A 19940-nucleotide genomic window follows, 5' to 3' on the forward strand; every position below is an offset into this window, starting at 1 on the left:
ACCGTCATCATCGGAATCTGGGTCGTTGGGGTCCGTAATCTCCCCGTTCGGATCGGCCGTGGTGGCAAGGTCGTCCACGCCCGTGGTTTCCTCGTCATTGGTAAGACCGTCATTATCACAATCTGAAGTTCCTAGCGGGGTACCGCCCACGGAATCACAATCGTCGTTAGGATCTGTACCATCTATGGCTTCCTGTCCATCGGAAATACCGTCATTGTCTGAATCTAATGGATTTAAGGTTAGTGTTGCACAACTAATCTCCCTGATACACACATTATCATCATGAGTAATTAATACACAATATTGATTTCCATCATCTGCTAAAGCGGCATTGAAGCTATAACTTGAACCTGTTTCACCTGGAATAATTGTTCCACCCATATCTGGGTTGCCATTATACCATTGGTAATTAAGACCTGAATCTGCATTTCCCGTACTACCGTATACGGGGTTACCAGCAGAATAACTTGTAGCTTGATCTCCTGTTGCTATAACACTAAATGTTGTAGAATCACCATCATTGAAAGTCTGGTTGCTTGGCGGTGTACTAATTGTTACTTTAATAGCTTCGGCTTCGTTACCTGTTACACCATTATAACCTCCCGTACCACCTGTTACTAATCCATCACTATTAAAACCTGTCCCATCTAATATCCCATCCGCAGGCGCTACATCTACTCCCCCAGATTCAAAAACATCTAGACAACCATCACCATCACTATCCCTGTCTAAATAATCTGGAGTACCATCATTATCTGTATCAGTTAAACAAACAGATTCAGCTATTTGTAACCGTTGTCCATCATTATTACCTGTTATATTTGACACATTGATTACGATTGTTGTATAAGTTCCTTGTACTTGTACAGTTCCATAAGCGCTACCTATCTGATTGGCCAAATTACAATCTGGAGCAGTTACGCCATTAGCATTATTTCCATCTGAAACCAATGTGCCAACTACCGAAAAATCTGCATTTCCTGATAATCGGATTAATGAAATTCCAGGAGTTGGTGCAAAATTCCAAGTAGAATAATCTGTACCACCCAAATGGAAATTTAAGTCGCTCACTGATTTACTAAACGTAATAGTTAATGTACCAGAAGGCTCATTTGCTCTAATATTGGTTCTAGCATGATCTGTATTGGTTTCTGCTCCTGTATAATTACTTGTGGAGAATACACATTGATCATTATTGCCATCTACACCATTAAATCTATTATTGGTTCCGCTTAATACTGCGGTGTAGGTAGTTCCACTAGGTAGTACACCTGTAAATGTTTGATCATTAACAAATGTCATTTCTGAAAATAAACTACTAGTACAACTACCTTCTTCTATATCTAAAACCCCATCATTATCATCATCTTTATCACAAATATTATTAATACCATCTGCATCTGGGTCGTTTGCGGTTACTATACCTGCTGTTGCTCCATCTGTACATGGGTCTTGTGATTTTACTTCAGAAATAAAAAAAAGTAAAAATATAATTGACACTATGTTTTTTAAATGATGTTTAAAAAGAAAAATAAAAGTAAATTTTAACATTAGATGAGTTTTTTTAATTCAATAAGCTATCTTCTTAAAAGATTAGCATATAAAAACATTTTTTTTAAGCATTGAGTCCTATATTATATAAGAAATAAACCAGCTAATGTTTTTAAATACTCTAAATATATGACACCATGTTTAAAATAGAGTCACATATTGTTAGATAAAATTATGTTAATTGAATTGAGGTGTTATTTTTTTAATAAATGTATGGGTAAGAGTGTAATTTTTAGAACTTTTGTTGCTATTCTCTATAATTTTGTTGTAAATCCGTTAAGATTTAATATCTGTATTTTCCTACAAAATGAATCTATTCCCTTTTAGGCAAATATTTATATATTGCCTTGTGCTCATTAATTCTATCGTACTTATTTATTGTTTCAACCTAATGATTAAAAGCATTCAATGATTAATTAGCTTACCAAATATGGTTAATGTATAGGAGTATTGATGGGATACATTGAAAGCACATTTATTGATAAAAATACCTAACGAGATAGTTATCTTTTATGGTTATTGATTTTGAAAAATCCTTTTATAACATTAGTTTAATTTAAAGATTTGAATATTGTAAATTATTCTAAGCAGGAAAAAAATATATTTTCACTTAGATATTAGGTGTTTATTTAATTGAGAAAGGCGTAAAGACCACCAATTATTATAATACCGGAAAACGTATACCCAACTAGTTTGCCGGTTATTTTAGATCCTTTAAATACGGAAATTCCCAATTTTACAAGCATATTACTAATGACGGCGGTGACTATAACGGATGAAGCCAGCTTTATTTTTTCAGCATCCGAAGCAAAATTGGCTAGGCTTATAGTGATGGCATCAGTATCTGCTAAACCGGCAATTAGCGCGGAGTAGTACAATCCGCTTTCTCCAAAAAACTGATTACTGTAAAAAACGGCAAAAAGTATGACCACATAAATTACACCGAACCCAATGGCATTAAGTAAATTCATAGGATTACCTAGCTTAATATTTGTATCGGGCTTATTGGTATCCTCTTTAATTAGAAGTAGGGAAACTACAAGGCATGTTATTGAAAATAAGGCAAATGGTATGGCTACATACTTAAAAAGTGCGGCATTGAAGATAAAGGTCAATAATGCGAGTCTTGGAAACATGATAGCCGAAGCAATGATAATACCCGCAGCATATTTTCTAGAAAGTTCAGGAGATTCTATACTGCGAGAAGCATAGCTCCAAGTTACTGCAGTACTAGAAATGAGACCGCCAAGAATAGCGGTTAATAGAATTCCCTTTTTGGAGCCTACAAATTTCACTAAGAAATAACCAATGAAGTTTAAAAAGGATACAATGACAATGATAGACCCGATCTCAAACGGATTTATCAAGTCATTAGGTCCGTAATTCTTATTGGGTAAAAACGGTAAAATCAACAAAGCGATGATAGAAAATTTTATTAGCGCAAAAAGCTCGTCAGAAGTAATATTTCTTATAACAGTATGAAAACGGGTTTTAAGAGAAAGTAAGGTTACAATGATAACTGCCGTAGCAACTGCATTTCTATAATATTCCGCAGAAACCATTAAGCCTAAAACCACAGTGGAAATCAATGCAATGTTCGTAGTAAAGCTACGCTCGTATTCTACGGTTTCTTTGTATAAATGATTGAATCCTAAAAAGAAAATAAAAGCGCCTAAACCAATAATAGGTAGCCAGTTAGAGTAGATTTCAGTGAGGCTGCCCAGTGTAAAGCCTAAAATAGCTACAATGGGGAAAGCGCGTATGCCGGCAAACCCTTTGTCTTCTTTTAAGTTATTATATTCTCTTTCCAGTCCTAAGATCAGACCAATGCCCAAACTAATGAGTACTCCTAAAATATAAGGATCTAAGACGTTAAATATTTTTTCAAATTCACCCATGTATTCTTTTTCTAAAGCTGATTGTTTCTAAAAATTGAGATTACAATGTAGAACCCCAACAGGGCAGATAGAACAAAACCTATGGCTCCTAACACCGGAATACCGTTAATTAAAGGAGGCATTTTTGCCATTACCAGTAAAGATGAACCTATAGAAAGCGCAGCAATGATTACGGCAAACACCAAACGGTTTACAGCCTTACTCGTTGCTGATTGAAACTCTTTAAGACCCTTGTGTTCATGTACAATTTCTAACTTACCTTCCTTTATTTTTTTTAGGATGGTATTAATATCATCTGGCAAAGTATCAACTAGGGCATTAACATCTTTAATACGGTTCAGGTTCTTTTTAAATAAGTACTTTAAGCTAAATTTCTTTCGCAAAATTTTTGCGGTGTAGGGCTCTAGATTTTCAGTGATATTAAATTCAGGATCTAATTTCAGTCCAACACCTTCAATAAGAATGATACCTCTTATCATCATGTATAGGTAGTGGGGTATTATAATTTGATTTTCATATAAAACAACTTTAAACTGAGATAAGGTATCGCCAAGTTTAATGTTTTGTATAGCGGTATTGCTTACCCCTTCAAGTAATTGATAGAGGTCTTGCTCTAGTTTTTTATAATCAGGTATGTTGGTGCTTATAGCAATCTTTTCAAGTAAAGTAATTATTTTTTTAACGTCTTTATTAAGGAAATGGAGTAGTAGGTCGTTTATAGATTCCTTTTCATTGGGTAGAACAGTCCCCATCATTCCGAAATCCAAAAAGCATATTTTTTCGGTTTCAGAAATTATAAATATATTACCTGGATGTGGGTCTGCATGAAAAAATCCATGATCTAAAATCTGTTCAATATAAAGGTCTACACCAATTTTTGCAACAGCTTTGGGGTTTATGTTGGCTGCTGTCAATGCTTCAATATTAGAAACTTTAATACCCTCTATAAGTTCCATACAAATAATCTTATCTGTAGAGAGTTCCTTATAAATTTCTGGCACATGAATAAACTCATTGCCTGCGAAATTTTTAGCAAAACGTTCGGTATTGCCTATTTCTCTTGCAAACTGAAGTTCTTCTTTTATACTCCGCTCAAAAGATGCTATAATGCGAATAGGTTGATAAGCTTGCGCGTGCGTGCTATATTTCTCAAGACTATCGGCTACCTGTTTCATGACCATTAAATCAGCTTCAATAACTGCTGTAATATGAGGTCTTTGAATTTTTAGGATAACATCTTCGCCGTTTACAAGTTGTGCTTGGTGTACCTGTGCTAAAGATGCTGCAGCTAAGGGCTCTAATTGAATGGTGGCAAAATAGCCAAATTTTTCAATTCCTAACTCTTCTTCAACTGTAGCTAAAACATCAAAGTCTTTGAGTTTTGGCACATGGTCCTGCAGTTTCTCCAATTCCGCTATAAGCTCAAGCGGTAGCATGTCTTCTCGTGTACTAAATATTTGTCCCAGTTTTATATAGGTAGGGCCTAATTCTTCAAGTACCATTCTAATACGTTCGTATTTAGAAAAGGATAAATTTTTCTTAGTATCTGGATGGTTTTCCAGATACTTTTTAGGAATTAGTTTCAAAATAGGACTTTGAGATAACACATCTTCAAAACCATACTTAACAAGTATATTGAATAAAGTAGCGTACCGCTTTATTTCTTTTTGCGTTGGAATTCTTAGTATGGCCATGTAAGATTACTCTTTTTAGAAAATAGATTTTGTAAGCGGTGATAATATGATGGTTAGTACGGTTTTAATGTTCATATAGAATTTTTATGCTCGTCTAAATAATGATCTAGCAATTGTTTTAAGCTTTCTAGGTATTCTTGCATTACCTCCTTGTCCATATGTGGATGTTCACTCATAGGTAAGGTCATTGGATTTTCGTCTAACGAACGATATAGTTCTGGATAGTTAGTTTCTATGTTTGTAGTTAAAGCTGTAATCTCATTTAAGATTTTGTGTAATTGTTTCATAGTAGTATTTTAATTATTTAGTTAGCGGTAAAACTAGTAAAGGAATTTTTGTCTTTTCACTTAGACTTTTAATGATATTTTCCCTAAAAAGTTGTTTAAAAAAACCATGTTTAGTTTTTAATATGACCATGGTACCTAAACTTTTGTATTCTTTTTCAATTAGATATAGCGTATTGGCAATATTGTCCTGAAGTTCAATTTCAAAAAAATGGTGCTTGGTTGCTTTTAATATATTTCTTAATAGTTCTTTGTTTAAGTGCTGTTCCTCGTTCAAAGATTCTTCTGTTTTTACATGAGCGATGTTAAGGGTAGAACTAGTTAATTTAACTAGCTGTATAAGTGGGTTTAACTCCGTATTTGTAAACGTATGCTTGTAGTCGGTCGCAAATACAATTTCTTTTGAATTAGCGTTCTCATATTCTGGAGGTACAATTATCAAAGCTGAATTTTCTAAGTGTTCAATAAGACCTAAAGCGTTGCTGCCAATAAACAGCTGAGTAAGGCTAGAAGCCCCTCTTGTACCAATAATAACAAAATCTGCATTGATGATATTTTGAGTCTGGTTCGTTAAATTTAAAACCGATTCTGTTTTTAAAATTCCTTCAAAATAGAAGTCTTGATCTTCAGTTTGCAGTTCTAAACTTTTAATTAAAATATCTAAAGATTTTTGAGTAGCAGATTTAGACATAGAAGAAGAAGGAGCATTATGATAGCCATGAAGAATGTAAAAGGTACACGTTTCGTTTTTAAAAAGGTCAAGAGCATACGCAATAGCTTTTTGAGCGTTTAAAGAGAAATCTGTTGGGATAATAACTTTTTTCATTGTGGATAAGCTTAAGGTTATAAATAGTCTACTATTCTTAATCTAGTAAATACATAGTTTAAATTAAGCGCTGGTCATACCTAGTCGTCTCACCATTTCTTCACCATCAATAACGTGTTCTGTAATGGCAAAGACTTCTTTTCGGTTTGTTCTAAATTGTTTTACAAAAAGAGTAAGGTCATCTTCAAGTTGCTCATGTTCTGTTCTAAAAGTATGAGAATCATATGAAAACGGGTTATCTATTAATTCAGCTAAATGATGCAAATGAGTATCAATTTGTTTTACCAATGTATCGCACTTCTTATCGGTATCAATAAGACTAACTTCAATTTCACGAACCATATCAATATTGTCTTTCTTAGATATCCACATAAAGTACTTATCTATTAAGTGATGTAAGAACTTCAGGTCTTCATTGTAAAAAGCCATATCTGATTTCCAATGCTCGGTCAATACATAAAGAGATTTCCAGTCGGCTTCATGAATATAGTTGTCTTTAGGTCTATTTCTAAAAGTGCTCATTTCTTTATGTTTTAATGAAAGTATAAAGTTATAGGCAGAAGCATTTAAAAATTATGACCAAAGTCATGAATACTATAAAGAGGCCTACAGTTTGTAATTTTTTAAGGAAATTCATCTATTAGCAAGGTATGTTCTTTAGTGATTTAAAAAAAAATGGCGGACATGATGTTTGTCATGTCTTTTTAGTTTGGTAGTCAGTACTTTAGATAAAATAATTAAACATTGATTCCGTGAAGACTATACTGTACTGTACCGATTATTCTGAAAATTCTATAGCAGCATTGAAATATGCTTATCATATGGCTAAACAGATGAAAACCCGTTTGGTAATTAGTCATGTATTTGATTATCCTACTATTTTGGGTACAGATAATCTCGATGAACCTTTTCCACATCTGGACGAAACTGCCCATAAATCACACAGGTTTAAACTTGAGGAATTCTGCGATGAACATTTGGGTAAATCTTGGCAAGACCCTACTATTATATTGGAAGCTTTTGAAGATAAATCCGTGGTACATGGTATAATGGCAGTGGCTGTAGAATGGCATGCATACTTAATTGTATTAGGTATTAAAGGAGGAAGCGCTATTAGGGAAATGATAATGGGAAGTAATACCAAACATTTAATAGAAAAAGCTCCTTGCCCAGTGTTGAGTATTCCTTCAGATGCTTCCTATATGCCAATTAAGAATATAGTCTATGCAACAGACTTTGAAGAAGAAGATGTATATGCCATTCGTAAGTTGGTAGAAATGGCACAACCATTAATGGCGACTATAAATGTGGTTCATATTTCTACAAAAGATGAATACAAAGGAGATATGCAGCTAGAATGGTTCAAAGAGATGCTTGGCGAAAAAGTTACTTATGAATTAATTGAATTTAAATTATTGTTTACAGAAGATGTTTTTGAAAGCCTTAGAGTTTATTTAGGTGATACAAATGCAGACTTAGTTGTGATGTTAGAAAGAGCCCATAAGGGTATTCTAAAAAACATATTTCATAAAGATTTAGTGAAAAAGATGGAATCGTATGGTAGGGTACCTCTTTTAAGTTTTAGGGGATCAAATCATCAATTATTTTACTTTAAACAAGCACTTTAAAAAAAGTAATCATGGCCAGAAGAATATATAGTATAATAATAGTAGTTGCATTAGCATTAGGTTATTACCTGTTCTCAATTAGAGACACACATTCAAAAGTATATCTAATTACAGTTTCGGCAATAATTTTCACCTTATTTAGTATGGGTATTCACGGTTTATTAGCCCATTCTTTAAAACCAAAGGTTAAAGGAGATATTATAATTTATCCTTTACTTATGGGAGTTTTATGGGGAGTGTTGTTCTTTTTGTTTGTATTCGTTTTTCTTCCCATTTTATGCCCAGATTTCTTATTGAAAATTTAGTTGAAACTTTCAGTAGTGTGTTTTTAAACTGTAAAAAAGTTAGAAAGCATAATTTGGAAAAGTTTTAAAATAATATAGAAAGAACCTAGAAGAAAATCTCGGTTTTTTATGCTCAAAACGTGTTTAACTAAATCTCAATAGATTGCATAAGTAAAAGATAATCGAGTTTTATGAGTTGATTTTAATAAGCATGATTTTACTCATATAATATCTTTAAGATTTGCTGTTATTTTGAATTATAATAATCTGTAATTCATGCGATATCTCTTAATTAGTTTAGTATTTCTTGTTTTTCTTTCTTGTGGAGATAAACAAGAAAAGGTATTTCCGCAAAAGTCTGAACTTGTTTCATCTGTTTATGCATCTGCTATCATTCAACCAGATAGTATATATAAAGTTTATGCAGTTGTAGCAGGTATTTTAGAAGGTAATTTGGTGGAAGAAGGAGAGCTGGTAACAAAGGGCGATGCCATCTTACAGGTGAATAACCGCACTCCTAAATTGAATTCAGAAAATGCCTATTTGACCCTTCAACAATCCAAAGAAAATATTCAGGGAAATGCCGCTATTTTAAAAAGTATAAAAGATGATATTTATGCAGCGGAGTTAAAATTTAAAAATGACTCCATCAATTTTACTAGACAGAAGCGACTTTGGGATCAGAACATAGGCTCTAAGGCAGAATATGATAATCAAAAATTAGCGTATGAACTTTCAAAAAATCAATTAAACCAGCAAAAGTCTAGTTATGAAAGAACAAAAAATGATTTAGAAACAGCTTTACAGCAAGCAAAAAACAGTTATTCATCCTCAAAGATTATTGCAGAAGATTATACTATTAATAGCAAGATCAACGGTAAGGTTTATGCATTGTACAAAGAGCCTGGTGAGCTGATCAATACCTTAGAACCGTTAGGTGCAATTGGCAGTGCTACTAATTTTAAAATAGAAATGTTGATTGATGAGGTAGATATCATTAAAATTAAATTAGGTCAGATAGCATTGGTTACCTTAGACGCATACCCCATGGAAGTTTTTAAGGCTACCGTAAGCAAAATATATCCACAAAAAGACGAATCTTCACAAACGTTCAAAGTAGAGGCGTTGTTTGACAGTCCTCCAAAAGTATTATATCCTGGTCTTGCCGGTGAAGGTAATATTGTAATATCTAAGAAAGCAGATGTGGTTACCATACCTAGAGCATATTTAGTGGACGGTCATAAAGTAATAACGGAAGACGGTACGGTTACGGTAGAAGTAGGCGCCGAAAACTTGGAAAGGGTTGAAATTATTTCTGGTATTACCGAAAATGATTTGATTTTAAAGCCTGTAGAATAATGAATTGGCCGGTTATATTAAATATCGCCAAAACACATCTTTTAACCAAGATGAAATCTACCGCCACCGCAGCGTTGGGGGTTACTTTTGGTATTGGTGCTTACATTACCATGGTTAGCTTTATGACCGGTCTAAACGATATGTTAGATGACTTGGTTTTGAACCAAACTCCACATATTCATTTGTACAATGAAATAGAGCCTACAGTAGATCAGCCGGTTTCCTTGTATGAAGAATTTAACAATTCAGTACAGATGATCAGCTCCATTAAACCAAAAAGCGGACAAAAAAAGATACACAACGCACTGCCAATATTAAATCATTTAAAACAGATGGATCAGGTAAAAGGAGCTACGGCACAAGTACGTGCACAAATCTTTTACTTATCAGGATCCATAGAATTATCAGGTAATTTGGTAGGTGTAGACATTATGGAAGAAACCAGGCTTTCTAATATGCGAGATTACATCATAGAAGGATCGCCAGAAGCTTTGAACAATATGGAAAACGGAATTTTGCTCGGTTCTGGTCTAGCCAGTAAAATGTCATTAAAAATTGGAGATAGAGTACAGATAAGTACAACCAGAGGTGCGGTGTTTCCACTGAAGATAGTAGGTATTTATCAAAGTGGAGTGGCAGATATAGATAATTCTCAAAGCTATGGTAACTTAAAAACGGTACAGCGAATTCAAGGAGAGGCGCAAAACTATATCACCGACATTAATATAAAATTGAACAATATTGAAAAGGCACCAATGTTGGCAAAGGGTTTTGAAAAACAGTTTGATGTTACCGCGACAGATATTAATGAAGCAAATGCCCAGTTTGAGACCGGTACCAACATACGAAACCTAATTACCTATGCAGTATCTATTACGCTCTTAATAGTAGCAGGTTTTGGCATATATAATATTCTAAACATGCTTATATATGAAAAGATGAAGGATATTGCCATTTTAAAAGCCACCGGATTTTCAGGAAAAGATGTGCAGTATATTTTTATGAGCCAGGCAATGATCATAGGTGTTGTAGGTGGTGTTTTGGGGTTGATTTTAGGTTTCGTATTATCTGTTATCATTGACGGTGTTCCTTTTAAAACAGAAGCTTTACCAACAATGACCACTTATCCGGTTCATTTCAGCTCTAAATTCTATGTTATAGGAATTGTATTTGCACTCATTTCTACATTTATAGCGGGGTGGCTGCCATCTAATAAAGCCAAGCATATTGATCCGGTAAAAATTATAAGAGGTACTTAAAAAATAATGAATGGACATTGTATTAGAAGCAAAAGATATAAATAAGCACTTTCATAAACCTAAAGATTTTCATGTTTTAAAAGATATTTCCTTTAAAATATTTAATGGGGAATTTGCTTCTATTATGGGAAAATCCGGTTCTGGAAAATCTACATTGCTCTATATTTTATCAACTATGGATACCGAGTATACTGGCGAATTATTATTGAACAATAAGTTAGTAACGGGTTTGTCCGCATCAGAATTATCGCTGATCAGAAATGAAAATATAGGTTTTGTATTTCAGTTTCATTATTTGTTATCAGAATTTAGCGTGATTGAAAATGTAATGTTACCGGCAAAAAAACTAGCTCGTAAAAGTCATCAAGAAATTGAGCACGATGCTATGATGAAATTAAGAATGTTAGGCATAGAAAGTTTGGCAAAGCAGAAGGCATCAAGAATTTCTGGCGGAGAAAAACAACGAGTAGCCATTGCTAGGGCATTAATTAACAATCCGTCAATACTTATGGGTGATGAACCTACCGGTAATTTAGATAGTTACAATTCTGACAATGTTTTCAATATCTTCAAACAATTAAAGGAAGAAGAGGGGCTTTCGTTACTAGTAGTTACCCATGATGAGGACTTTGCCAAACGAACAGATTACATCATTCAGATGGAAGATGGCCGTATTGTGGGTAAATCCAGTAACTTGTAAAAATTCACAGATGCATCCTTTATTAAAAGATAGTAAAAGAATGTAGTGTGATATTAAGAATACGAACTTTATGTGGACTTCAATTTTTATTGGTATTTACGTAATAGTAGCATTGTCAATAGTATTGTCTATTCTATTATATGGAGCAAAGCCTACAAAAAGTCTGGCATGGCTCTTAGCTATTTTTGCGCTGCCTGTGGGTGGTATTTTTCTTTATTTGCTATTGGGTAGAAATAGAAGGAGATATAAACTTATTGAGCACCAAAAAGATTTGTTCCGTAGAATGCCAAAACCAAATACCGATCAGATAAATGAATTTGACGGCAGATATGGCAAATTAATGACCCTAAGTTATAAGAATTCCCATTTTCCGCCCACTACAGGCAATGAGTTAAAAATTTTAAAAGATGGCAGAACAACTTTTGAAACCATATTTAGTGCATTGGAAGCAGCTACCACAAGAATTCATATACAGTATTATATATTTGAAGAAGGAGATTTAGCGGATAGGTTACTGGGGTTATTTCAGGAAAAAATAGCCCATGGGGTAGCTGTTAGAATGATATATGATGGTATTGGCAGTTTTTCGTTAAGTAAGAAATACCTAAAAAAACTTTTACAAATAGGAGTAGAAGTATACTCTTTTATGCCTTTTAAATTTGGTAGGTATTTTTATTCTTTGAATTTTAGAAACCACCGTAAAATTATTGTGGTAGATGGTAAGATTGCTTTTACCGGAGGCATTAATGTTTCTGATAAATATTTAAAAGGTCAAATAGGGTTGGGTAAATGGCATGATATGCATTTAAGACTTGTGGGTGAAGCCGCCACACAGCTAGATCAAGTTTTTATGACAGATTGGTACTTGGTAAGCACAAAGTTGTTAAAGCCTATACCATTACCACAGAATGCTTTTCAAGTGCCTGTAGCAAATGAATTGGTGCAAATTGTTGCCGGTGGTCCAGATGATGATTTTCCGGTGTTGGAACAAACCTATTTCTCCATGATAAATATGGCCAAAAACTATATTTATATTACCAACCCATATATTATACCAGGTCAGGCATTGGTAAGGGCATTACAAACGGCCGCTTTAAGTGGCGTGGATGTAAGGTTGTTGGTATCTGAAAAGATAGATAACCAGGTGGTAAGTTGGTCGGTACGATCTTATTTTGAGTTGTTCCTGAAAGCGGGTATAAAAATATATCTTTTCCCAGACGGATTTTTACACAGTAAGATAATGGTGAGCGATGACGCTGTATCCTCTATTGGTACGGCAAATTTAGATGACCGTAGTTTTGAACAGAATTACGAGGTCAATGCTATTATGTATCATAAAAAAATGGCAAAGCTCTTAAAAGAAGACTTTTTAAATGACTGTAAAATAAGCAATGAGTTGTGCTATAATGACTATATTAAAAGGTCTTGGGGCAAAAAGCTAAAAGAAGGTGTTGGTAGAGTATTAAGTCCGTTATTTTAAGAAGACCAATATTTACTCGATTTGCGAGGTAAATACCAAATCTTGATCTTCCATGGCAACAATAATCATTTTAACGTAATCTTTAATAGCCTTATCTATATTGTCAGGCTCATTGATTTCGATAATTCCTCTCCAAATCATAGCTCTTTCTTTACCTTCACAAATGCAATATAAGGTAGTTTCTGCATGGTAAATAGTATATTGGTCGTAGTAGTTGTCATCATAATAAATACCTTGGTGTTCTAAATAATCATCATTGAATCTAGACTGGTGGTCATCCCATCTAGTAATAGATTTTACAAATTTCTCGCGACTTTCAGACCCTATAATTTTTGTAAGTAAAATAGCGTCAAAATCTTTATCTAAAAGGCTTTGTTCCACATCGTCTAGTTCTTTTTCTGTCTTACGGGAATCGGTCAGCGACAGGTCGAAAATATCGATACTTCGCCATGCTTCTACATCTCTACTAGTAAATTCTTTTTGTAATTTGGTTTCAAAGTCATCTCGTGTATCATCATTTTGCGCCATACCAACGATCAAAACTTTGTTGGCATTGAATATGACGATATCTGGGTTTTTCCAGTTTTCTACTAAACTAATAGAAGAACACCCCGTAAGCATCAATGATAATATTACAATTAACTTTTTCATAAAGCAGTTATATTTATTACTAATATTTTTCGAAGATACTATTTTGAAAAAGCAGTAGATATGACCATTATCAGTTCGTCTAGATGTAGAGAAAGGTGAAGATACAGTCTATAGAAGCAAATCTATGGTTTCTTCTAACTTCGGTATATGGCAGTTCCACCCTTTGGTATCTCTTATTTTTACTTTAAAAGCATCTAATGCCCCTGGTTCACCATGAATTAGAAAGACATTTTCAGGTATATTTTTAATACCATTGATAAAATGAAGAAGTTCTGCTTGGTCTGCATGCGCGGAAAGGCTTTCTATAAAATGAATACTAGCTTTTACAGGGTAGTATTTACCGAACAGCTTAAGTTCATGTGTACCCGCTAACAATTGCCTACCTCGTGTACCTTCTGCTTGGTAACCAACTAATAGAACTTTTGTTTTAGGTTCATCTATCAACTGTTTTAAATAGGTGAGAACGCGGCCGCCCGTAACCATGCCGCTACCTGCAATTACAATTTTAGGTCTTGGGTCGTCAATAGTTTTCCAAGTATCCGCATAAGATGATGTAATGGTAAAGTGATTGCACATAGCTTTAAAATCATGTTGGTCAAGCTTATGCCAATCTGTAAATTGCCCAAATACATCTAGAACATTGCTACCCATTGGGCTATCTATAAAAATAGGTATGTTAGGTATTTTGTTCTTTTTATACAAATCCCAAAACAAGAACATGAGCAATTGTAATCTTTCAACGGCAAAAGAAGGTATGATCAATGTGGCTCTGTCATTAATGGTTTTTTGAACCAAATCGCTTAAAATTGTAGTAATGTTTTCTTTAGGATGTAGTTTGTTGCCATAGGTACTTTCTAAAAAAAGATAATCTGCCCATTCAGGTCTTTCCGGTGGCATTAAAAGTTCATCGTTCAACCTGCCAACATCGCCAGAGAAAACGAATATTTTTCCAAATATCTCCAATTCAATAAAAGTAGAACCAATGATATGCCCGTTATATCTGTATTTAAATCTAATGTTCTCTGAAAGCTGATTCCATTCATCTCTTTTTCTTCCTGAGAATAATGTAATGGTTTTTTCAGCTTCTATAATATTATAAAAAGGAAGTGCTTTAGGGTGTTTGGAAAAACCTTCTTCATTTGCCTTTTTTGCTTGCTCCTCTTGTATTTTGGCACTATCAAGCAAAATAACACGTGCAACGGCTAAAGTAGGGGAAGTACCTATGATGTCTCCGTTAAAACCTTCTTTTACCAACCTAGGTAAATAGCCGGTGTGGTCCAAGTGACCATGTGTTAGCAATACCACATCTATTTTACCGGCGTCTATAGATAAGGGCTCCCAATTTTTTTTACGTAACTCTTTAAGGCCTTGAAACATGCCACAATCTATCATGATGTTCAGTTCAGGAGTTTCTAGATAAAATTTAGAACCTGTAACCGTACCAGAAGCACCTAAAAATTTTACACGTACATTTTTCATGTTATTAAATTTTACAAAGTTCTGAGATTTCGTCTAAAATTTTTGATTTTCGTTCGGTAGAAATACCAAGGTGATCCAAGTAAAATTTGTCTTTTATAAGTTGTCTGCACAGTACCACATTTCTACTTAATAGAAATTGTTTTTCTCTTTTAGATAACAAGCTAGAAACTGTAATAGGGTAGAGCCCAAGCCTATCAATTCTGTCTTTTAGTCCATCGTCTTTTGGAAAATCCCAACTTAAAAGATAGAGGTCTGCACATTTACCGTAGGTTAAGGCATCTTCAGTGAATCTGGTGTTGGTAACTACCCAACCTTTTTGTAATGGTTTGTTATTGGTATTTGTGACCCAATATGCTTTTACATCATTATACCTAGAGTGTATATAAAGGGGGATTTTAACGTTGCAATTACGGCCTTCCTCATTATGAAATTTACATTCTATAAGAGTTGCCGTACCATTTTTTTCTGCAATTACATCAATTTCATGGGTAACACAGGCTCCATTTAATATGATATCTACGTCAACTTCATAACCTGAATATTGTAATATAGCGGCTATAAAACGTTCAAAGGGAAAACCGGTTGGTCCCAATTCATAGATAGCTTTCTTGAGTTTGTATTTAGAAGCGAATACAGATTTGTTCTTTTTTAGCAACGAATACGCTCTATTATAGATTTCATTAGAGGTAATGCCTTCAAAAAGCTCATCATTGACTTTGCTTACAATTTCTTCTACCAGTTCATGGTTTGCACCACTATGCTTAAGAGAATTACGCAGTTTATCTAATGAAAACTTCATTTTTTTCCCTGAAGATTTAATGATGTCAATAGATTCTTTTCTGTTCATATTATTTTTTTATATTAACATTAAGTGATGGTACTTCTAGTAATTGTAAGGTAGTAGATGCCAATGTAATTTTACCATCTGTTTTAGAGATAGCTTGTTCTATATGTTGAAATAGCGTGTGTTTGGTATTTCTTCTTCTTTTGTAATCTGTTATATATCTTAGATTTAATTGAATCCAATTATCGGTTAGGTTCATGGCTATGGTAGGTTCTATAGTAGCATCTTCTATATAATAATGAGCTACCATTTGTTGCCATTTAACTTTGGATTTTTCCGTATAATCAGACAGAAACTCGGTAGCCGTTTGTAGCATTATTTGTTTAGCAAGTTTGGTATCTGATCCGTAGGTAATTAAAATGTTGAGTTCATCCCAAACGAAAGGAAAATCAATCGAGTAATTTTTTATAGGACCTTTAAAAACAAAAGCATTACTAATTTTTACAATTCTACCCGAATAGTTGTCGCTGCTAACCCATTCTCCCATTTCCATAATTGTGGTGTAAATACTATCAATATCAATAACATCGCCTTTTATATTATTTATTTCTATTCGATCACCAGGTTTATATACTCTAACAAAAAAGATATAGAAAGAACCCGCGATGCTTAATATCAATTCTTGCAATGTAAAGGTGATACCAGCGGTAAATAAGCCAATGATTATGGTGTAATCTTTTACACTATCTACTGTAAATGCCATTAGGACTAAAAAAACGATGAGCACGTAACCAACAATCTCAACCCCTTTTTGGGCTTTATATCGTATAGAAATATCTTCAATTCTTTTTTTAAGAGCTTTTCTTATAAAGCTGATAATAAAAACAATGAACAATATCCAGGCAACTAATTTAATTGTCCCAATTAGTCTAGAGTTCTCTAATAAACTTGAAAATATATCCATATGAATTTCTTAAAAAAACCGCCAACGAAAAGAAATCTATGACGGTTTAATTTTAAATACTGAAGAAGCAACTATTGCTTTTTGAAAAAATCTCTAACATAGGCCTTCTTTTGATTTATTGTCATGCTATCTGTTTTTTCTACAGCTTTTAGTTTATCAAATGTTGATTTGTGATACTTTTCTAGCTCTTTTTTAAACTTTTCATTAATGTCTGCCGGACCAAAAATCATTAATTCATGACTATTAGTTACTGCTTCAACAATAGAATTAAAATAGTGTTTAAATTGATATTTTTCTTTTTCAAGATATTTTCTGTCATGAATAACATCTTGTGTAGCCCCTGATTTTACACGACTGCCACCAGTACCGGTTTTATTGTAAAATTCAATATTAGAATGTATGGTTTCTACAGTTTCCGTATCTTTTGTAAGACGTACAATAAATGCTTGTTTACTATCCATCCAAATGCCAATTTTGTTCATAATTTTAGTTTTTAGATTTGTATTTAATGTAGTGCTAGAATAGGTACATTACTGTCATAACCTATTTCTTTAATCAATGGTCTAGAGAAAACATTACTAAAAAAGAAATGTTTGCGGTTAATGAAAGACACCATATCGCTTTCTCTACTTTCAACAAAGTTCTGTATTCCCTTGCCCAAATTCTTTTCGGTTAGCGTATGAAAGTGATGCGGTGTTTCTCTTAAAATTGATGAAAGCAATTGTTTATTGGTCAATTGAGATTGGGTCAACTCTTTTTCCTTTTCCAAATGTAGAATGGCAATCTCTGCATTATGCATTTTAGACAATTCTATTAAGTATAGAAACACTGATCTCTTATAGGTATCTTTATAGTCTGTTGGAAAAACAATTTCTTTTGGTGACAGGAAAGAAACATGCTCAGGTATTGCCAGCACAGGGCATTCTCTTATTTTTTCCATAGCCATTACAGTATTACTACCAAATAGAGCACCTTTTGATCCGGTAGCGCCTTTGGTGCCCATGGCAACCAGATCAATATCTTTTTCAGCTATAATTTTCTTTATGGCTACGGATAGAAAACTAGATGTAGAATGGGTGTAATAATTATGCTTTAGGTTATCGGAATGTAGTGTTACAGCTTCTATTAGTTTTACAAAGTTCTTTTCAGAATCTTGTTTTGCCTGTTCAAAAGCAGCGCTACCTTCCTCTGGTATATTTAAATTGTTAGTGGTATACTTTTCAAAACTGAAAACATTTAAAAAATAGAAATCACAATTTAGTTTGGCATACAAATCAATTGTATATCTAATGGCATTTAAAGCATTTTTAGAAAAATCTATAGGTATAAGAATACGCTTGTTCATTATAAAATGATTTAGATTGTTCAATAAATATATACTCTAATGAGTTGATATACTATGATTTATATCAGTCGTTCACTGGTAAAATCAGAAACGGTATTGTAGCATAAATACTTAGATCCATAATAACAGGTTCATGTAGAAAACGTTCAAAGAATTTTCGTCTGTGATATGACATTGCCAGCATATTAATTTTTCTTTCGGCTATAAAGTCTTGAATGACATTCGCCTTATCTGCATAATTCCAGATTTCATCATAACTATGTGGGGTATTAAGCAAACACTTGTCTAATAATTTTTGGTTAGATACCTGTTTCGGGTTCTTTATTTCCTCTTCATTGATATGCAAAACGGCTATAGAGGCAGCTGTGATTGCAGCGATATTCAATAGCATGGATAAAGTAGCTTTGGTACATCCTTTTTTATAGTCTGTCACAAAAGCTATTTCCTCAATAGGATTAAATGTAATCTCTTTAGGTATGGCCAGAATAGGGCATTTGGTAATCGTATTTGCAATTTTAATGGTATTACTGCCCATAAATAGTTCTTTAGCGCCGGTTTTGCCCTTGTTCCCTAGAACGATAAGGTCTATATCATGACTATCTATAGTTTTTGAAATTACTGAAGAAAGAGTGCCTTTACTTGAAATGGTATTGAATTTGTGCAGTTCGTTTCCGGTATCCAAAACAATCTTGTGTACAGTTTTAGTTAAGTTCTCCGTGGAAGAAGCTTGTAGTTTCTCCATTTCTTTATGACCAGGTAATATGGTGTTTTTAGCACTAATGACAATATCATTATAGGCGTGAACTATATGAATTGTACAAGGTGTAGTGGCAAAAATCTGTGTGGCATAATAAAGAGCATTATATGCCTCATTAGAAAAATCTGTGGCAACAAGTATATGTTTAATTTTCATAATTTTTATTGAGGAATTACTAAGAAGGGAACCGTTACATGAAAGCCAATTTTCTTTATTACAGGCTCAATAAACAAGCGTTCCAAAAAGGTATGTTTGTTTTGTACCATTACCAATAAATTAATCTTTTGTTTTATCTGAAATTCATTAATTGCGGCGATAACCTCGTTACTAGGGACTTCATGAAAAAATCCGCTTTCAGATAGTACCTTGGCCAGTTGGTTTTTATTTTTTTCTTGAACTGGAGTTAGCTTATTTCCCGTATACACATGCATTACATTTACCTGCGACACGTGCGAGTTGGTAATTTTAAGTAGTTGGGACAAACTTTCTTTATTTAGCCATACTTCAAAATCATTAGGAAAAAGTATTTGTTCTGGTACTTCATATTCAAAGCCCGATGGTATTACAAGAACCGGACATTTGGCATTTTTAATCACATGAACAGTATTGCTGCCCAATAGTATTTGTTTTGCACCAGTGGCACCCTGGGTTCCCATAACAACAATATCTATATTCTCCGCTTCAACAGTTCTGGTAACCTCGCTAGAAAGAACGTTTAGTGCAGAATGTGTAATAAACGTATGTAAGGGGTTTTCAAATTCTTTTTGTAACTTTTCTTTAAGGTTTTCTAGATTATCTTGAGAGTTTTGCTGCACAATATCGCCAAGACCTATTTGAGCAGGACTACCCATTAAGTACTCTGTATGGTACACTGGCGGCATATAACTGTTTAAAAGATAAAAAGTACATTTTAATTCTTTGTACAGCGTAAGTGCATAGTGTATAGCCGTTAAAGAATTTTCTGAAAAATCGGTAGGAAGTAAAATACGTGTCATAT

General features: G+C 33.7%; 20 protein-coding genes. 6 read left to right on the top strand and 14 right to left on the bottom strand.

All coding sequences use genetic code 11. The features are described 5' to 3' along the window. The 6 genes from BW936_RS16180 to BW936_RS16205 form a co-directional block, all read right to left on the bottom strand. Nucleotides 1-1500: thrombospondin type 3 repeat-containing protein (locus BW936_RS16180; protein ID WP_143744201.1), on the bottom strand; the 1500-nt coding region annotated here is incomplete at its 3' end. Between the two features lie 680 nt (nucleotides 1501-2180). Then, nucleotides 2181-3449 carry an MgtC/SapB family protein gene (locus BW936_RS16185; RefSeq protein ID WP_076550200.1) on the bottom strand — a complete coding sequence of 423 codons (1269 nt, stop codon included), beginning with the start codon at nucleotides 3447-3449 and terminating at the stop codon, nucleotides 2181-2183. A gap of 11 nt (nucleotides 3450-3460) precedes the next feature. Continuing rightward, nucleotides 3461-5143: an ABC1 kinase family protein gene (locus BW936_RS16190; RefSeq protein ID WP_076550203.1), complete on the bottom strand. Its 1683-nt coding sequence runs from the start codon at nucleotides 5141-5143 to the stop codon at nucleotides 3461-3463. Nucleotides 5144-5214: 71 nt separating this feature from the next. After that, nucleotides 5215-5430, bottom strand: a complete 216-nt coding sequence (locus BW936_RS16195) for a hypothetical protein (protein WP_076550206.1) — start codon at nucleotides 5428-5430, stop codon at nucleotides 5215-5217. Between the two features lie 13 nt (nucleotides 5431-5443). Next, a complete protein-coding gene (locus tag BW936_RS16200) occupies nucleotides 5444-6253 on the bottom strand; it encodes a universal stress protein (protein ID WP_076550209.1) in 810 nt (269 codons plus the stop codon). Between the two features lie 63 nt (nucleotides 6254-6316). Further along, complete coding sequence (locus tag BW936_RS16205) at nucleotides 6317-6775, bottom strand: hypothetical protein (protein WP_076550212.1); 459 nt, start codon at nucleotides 6773-6775, stop codon at nucleotides 6317-6319. A gap of 230 nt (nucleotides 6776-7005) precedes the next feature. Between BW936_RS16205 and BW936_RS16210 the strand changes: the two genes are divergently transcribed. From BW936_RS16210 to cls, 6 genes are all read left to right on the top strand, one after another. Beyond that, the gene (locus tag BW936_RS16210; protein WP_076550215.1) at nucleotides 7006-7881 is read left to right on the top strand and encodes a universal stress protein; all 876 of its coding nucleotides are present in this window, start codon (nucleotides 7006-7008) and stop codon (nucleotides 7879-7881) included. Between the two features lie 11 nt (nucleotides 7882-7892). Continuing rightward, on the top strand, nucleotides 7893-8186 hold the full coding sequence (locus BW936_RS16215; protein ID WP_076550218.1) for a hypothetical protein: 294 nt from the start codon (nucleotides 7893-7895) through the stop codon (nucleotides 8184-8186). 255 nt (nucleotides 8187-8441) lie between these two features. Continuing rightward, a complete protein-coding gene (locus BW936_RS16220) occupies nucleotides 8442-9524 on the top strand; it encodes an efflux RND transporter periplasmic adaptor subunit (RefSeq protein WP_076550221.1) in 1083 nt (360 codons plus the stop codon). Beyond that, complete coding sequence (locus BW936_RS16225; protein ID WP_076550224.1) at nucleotides 9521-10783, top strand: ABC transporter permease; 1263 nt, start codon at nucleotides 9521-9523, stop codon at nucleotides 10781-10783. The genes BW936_RS16220 and BW936_RS16225 overlap by 4 nt, the downstream gene beginning before the upstream one ends. A gap of 10 nt (nucleotides 10784-10793) precedes the next feature. Then, nucleotides 10794-11483 (top strand): ABC transporter ATP-binding protein, encoded by a 690-nt coding sequence (locus BW936_RS16230; protein ID WP_076550226.1) that lies wholly within the window; start codon nucleotides 10794-10796, stop codon nucleotides 11481-11483. Between the two features lie 70 nt (nucleotides 11484-11553). After that, the gene (gene cls / locus BW936_RS16235; protein ID WP_076550229.1) at nucleotides 11554-12963 is read left to right on the top strand and encodes a cardiolipin synthase; all 1410 of its coding nucleotides are present in this window, start codon (nucleotides 11554-11556) and stop codon (nucleotides 12961-12963) included. 12 nt (nucleotides 12964-12975) lie between these two features. Here cls and BW936_RS16240 read toward each other — a convergent pair whose 3' ends face one another. From BW936_RS16240 to BW936_RS16275, 8 genes are all read right to left on the bottom strand, one after another. After that, nucleotides 12976-13614 (bottom strand): hypothetical protein, encoded by a 639-nt coding sequence (locus BW936_RS16240; protein ID WP_076550231.1) that lies wholly within the window; start codon nucleotides 13612-13614, stop codon nucleotides 12976-12978. A 108-nt stretch (nucleotides 13615-13722) separates the two neighbouring features. Further along, nucleotides 13723-15093, bottom strand: a complete 1371-nt coding sequence (locus BW936_RS16245; protein WP_076550234.1) for an MBL fold metallo-hydrolase RNA specificity domain-containing protein — start codon at nucleotides 15091-15093, stop codon at nucleotides 13723-13725. A 4-nt stretch (nucleotides 15094-15097) separates the two neighbouring features. Continuing rightward, on the bottom strand, nucleotides 15098-15940 hold the full coding sequence (locus tag BW936_RS16250; RefSeq protein WP_076550236.1) for an ATP cone domain-containing protein: 843 nt from the start codon (nucleotides 15938-15940) through the stop codon (nucleotides 15098-15100). A gap of 1 nt (nucleotide 15941) precedes the next feature. Next, complete coding sequence (locus BW936_RS16255) at nucleotides 15942-16841, bottom strand: mechanosensitive ion channel family protein (RefSeq protein WP_076550239.1); 900 nt, start codon at nucleotides 16839-16841, stop codon at nucleotides 15942-15944. A 71-nt stretch (nucleotides 16842-16912) separates the two neighbouring features. After that, on the bottom strand, nucleotides 16913-17323 hold the full coding sequence (locus tag BW936_RS16260; protein WP_076550242.1) for a hypothetical protein: 411 nt from the start codon (nucleotides 17321-17323) through the stop codon (nucleotides 16913-16915). A 23-nt stretch (nucleotides 17324-17346) separates the two neighbouring features. Next, nucleotides 17347-18186 (bottom strand): universal stress protein, encoded by an 840-nt coding sequence (locus tag BW936_RS16265; protein WP_076550244.1) that lies wholly within the window; start codon nucleotides 18184-18186, stop codon nucleotides 17347-17349. Nucleotides 18187-18250: 64 nt separating this feature from the next. Continuing rightward, complete coding sequence (locus tag BW936_RS16270) at nucleotides 18251-19099, bottom strand: universal stress protein (RefSeq protein WP_076550247.1); 849 nt, start codon at nucleotides 19097-19099, stop codon at nucleotides 18251-18253. A gap of 5 nt (nucleotides 19100-19104) precedes the next feature. Next, nucleotides 19105-19938: a universal stress protein gene (locus BW936_RS16275; protein ID WP_076550250.1), complete on the bottom strand. Its 834-nt coding sequence runs from the start codon at nucleotides 19936-19938 to the stop codon at nucleotides 19105-19107. Nucleotides 19939-19940: the final 2 nt, after the last annotated feature.

This window comes from Maribacter ulvicola, from assembly GCF_900155985.1.
GTDB lineage: Bacteria > Bacteroidota > Bacteroidia > Flavobacteriales > Flavobacteriaceae > Maribacter > Maribacter ulvicola.

Coding starts and splice junctions, on each gene's coding strand:
- BW936_RS16185 (WP_076550200.1), bottom strand. CDS start 3,449: ATGGGTGAATTTGAAAAAATATTTAACGTCTTAGATCCTTATATTTTA.
- BW936_RS16190 (WP_076550203.1), bottom strand. CDS start 5,143: ATGGCCATACTAAGAATTCCAACGCAAAAAGAAATAAAGCGGTACGCT.
- BW936_RS16195 (WP_076550206.1), bottom strand. CDS start 5,430: ATGAAACAATTACACAAAATCTTAAATGAGATTACAGCTTTAACTACA.
- BW936_RS16200 (WP_076550209.1), bottom strand. CDS start 6,253: ATGAAAAAAGTTATTATCCCAACAGATTTCTCTTTAAACGCTCAAAAA.
- BW936_RS16205 (WP_076550212.1), bottom strand. CDS start 6,775: ATGAGCACTTTTAGAAATAGACCTAAAGACAACTATATTCATGAAGCC.
- BW936_RS16215 (WP_076550218.1), top strand. CDS start 7,893: ATGGCCAGAAGAATATATAGTATAATAATAGTAGTTGCATTAGCATTA.
- BW936_RS16220 (WP_076550221.1), top strand. CDS start 8,442: ATGCGATATCTCTTAATTAGTTTAGTATTTCTTGTTTTTCTTTCTTGT.
- BW936_RS16230 (WP_076550226.1), top strand. CDS start 10,794: ATGGACATTGTATTAGAAGCAAAAGATATAAATAAGCACTTTCATAAA.
- cls (WP_076550229.1), top strand. CDS start 11,554: ATGTGGACTTCAATTTTTATTGGTATTTACGTAATAGTAGCATTGTCA.
- BW936_RS16240 (WP_076550231.1), bottom strand. CDS start 13,614: ATGAAAAAGTTAATTGTAATATTATCATTGATGCTTACGGGGTGTTCT.
- BW936_RS16245 (WP_076550234.1), bottom strand. CDS start 15,093: ATGAAAAATGTACGTGTAAAATTTTTAGGTGCTTCTGGTACGGTTACA.
- BW936_RS16250 (WP_076550236.1), bottom strand. CDS start 15,940: ATGAACAGAAAAGAATCTATTGACATCATTAAATCTTCAGGGAAAAAA.
- BW936_RS16255 (WP_076550239.1), bottom strand. CDS start 16,841: ATGGATATATTTTCAAGTTTATTAGAGAACTCTAGACTAATTGGGACA.
- BW936_RS16260 (WP_076550242.1), bottom strand. CDS start 17,323: ATGAACAAAATTGGCATTTGGATGGATAGTAAACAAGCATTTATTGTA.
- BW936_RS16265 (WP_076550244.1), bottom strand. CDS start 18,186: ATGAACAAGCGTATTCTTATACCTATAGATTTTTCTAAAAATGCTTTA.
- BW936_RS16270 (WP_076550247.1), bottom strand. CDS start 19,099: ATGAAAATTAAACATATACTTGTTGCCACAGATTTTTCTAATGAGGCA.
- BW936_RS16275 (WP_076550250.1), bottom strand. CDS start 19,938: ATGACACGTATTTTACTTCCTACCGATTTTTCAGAAAATTCTTTAACG.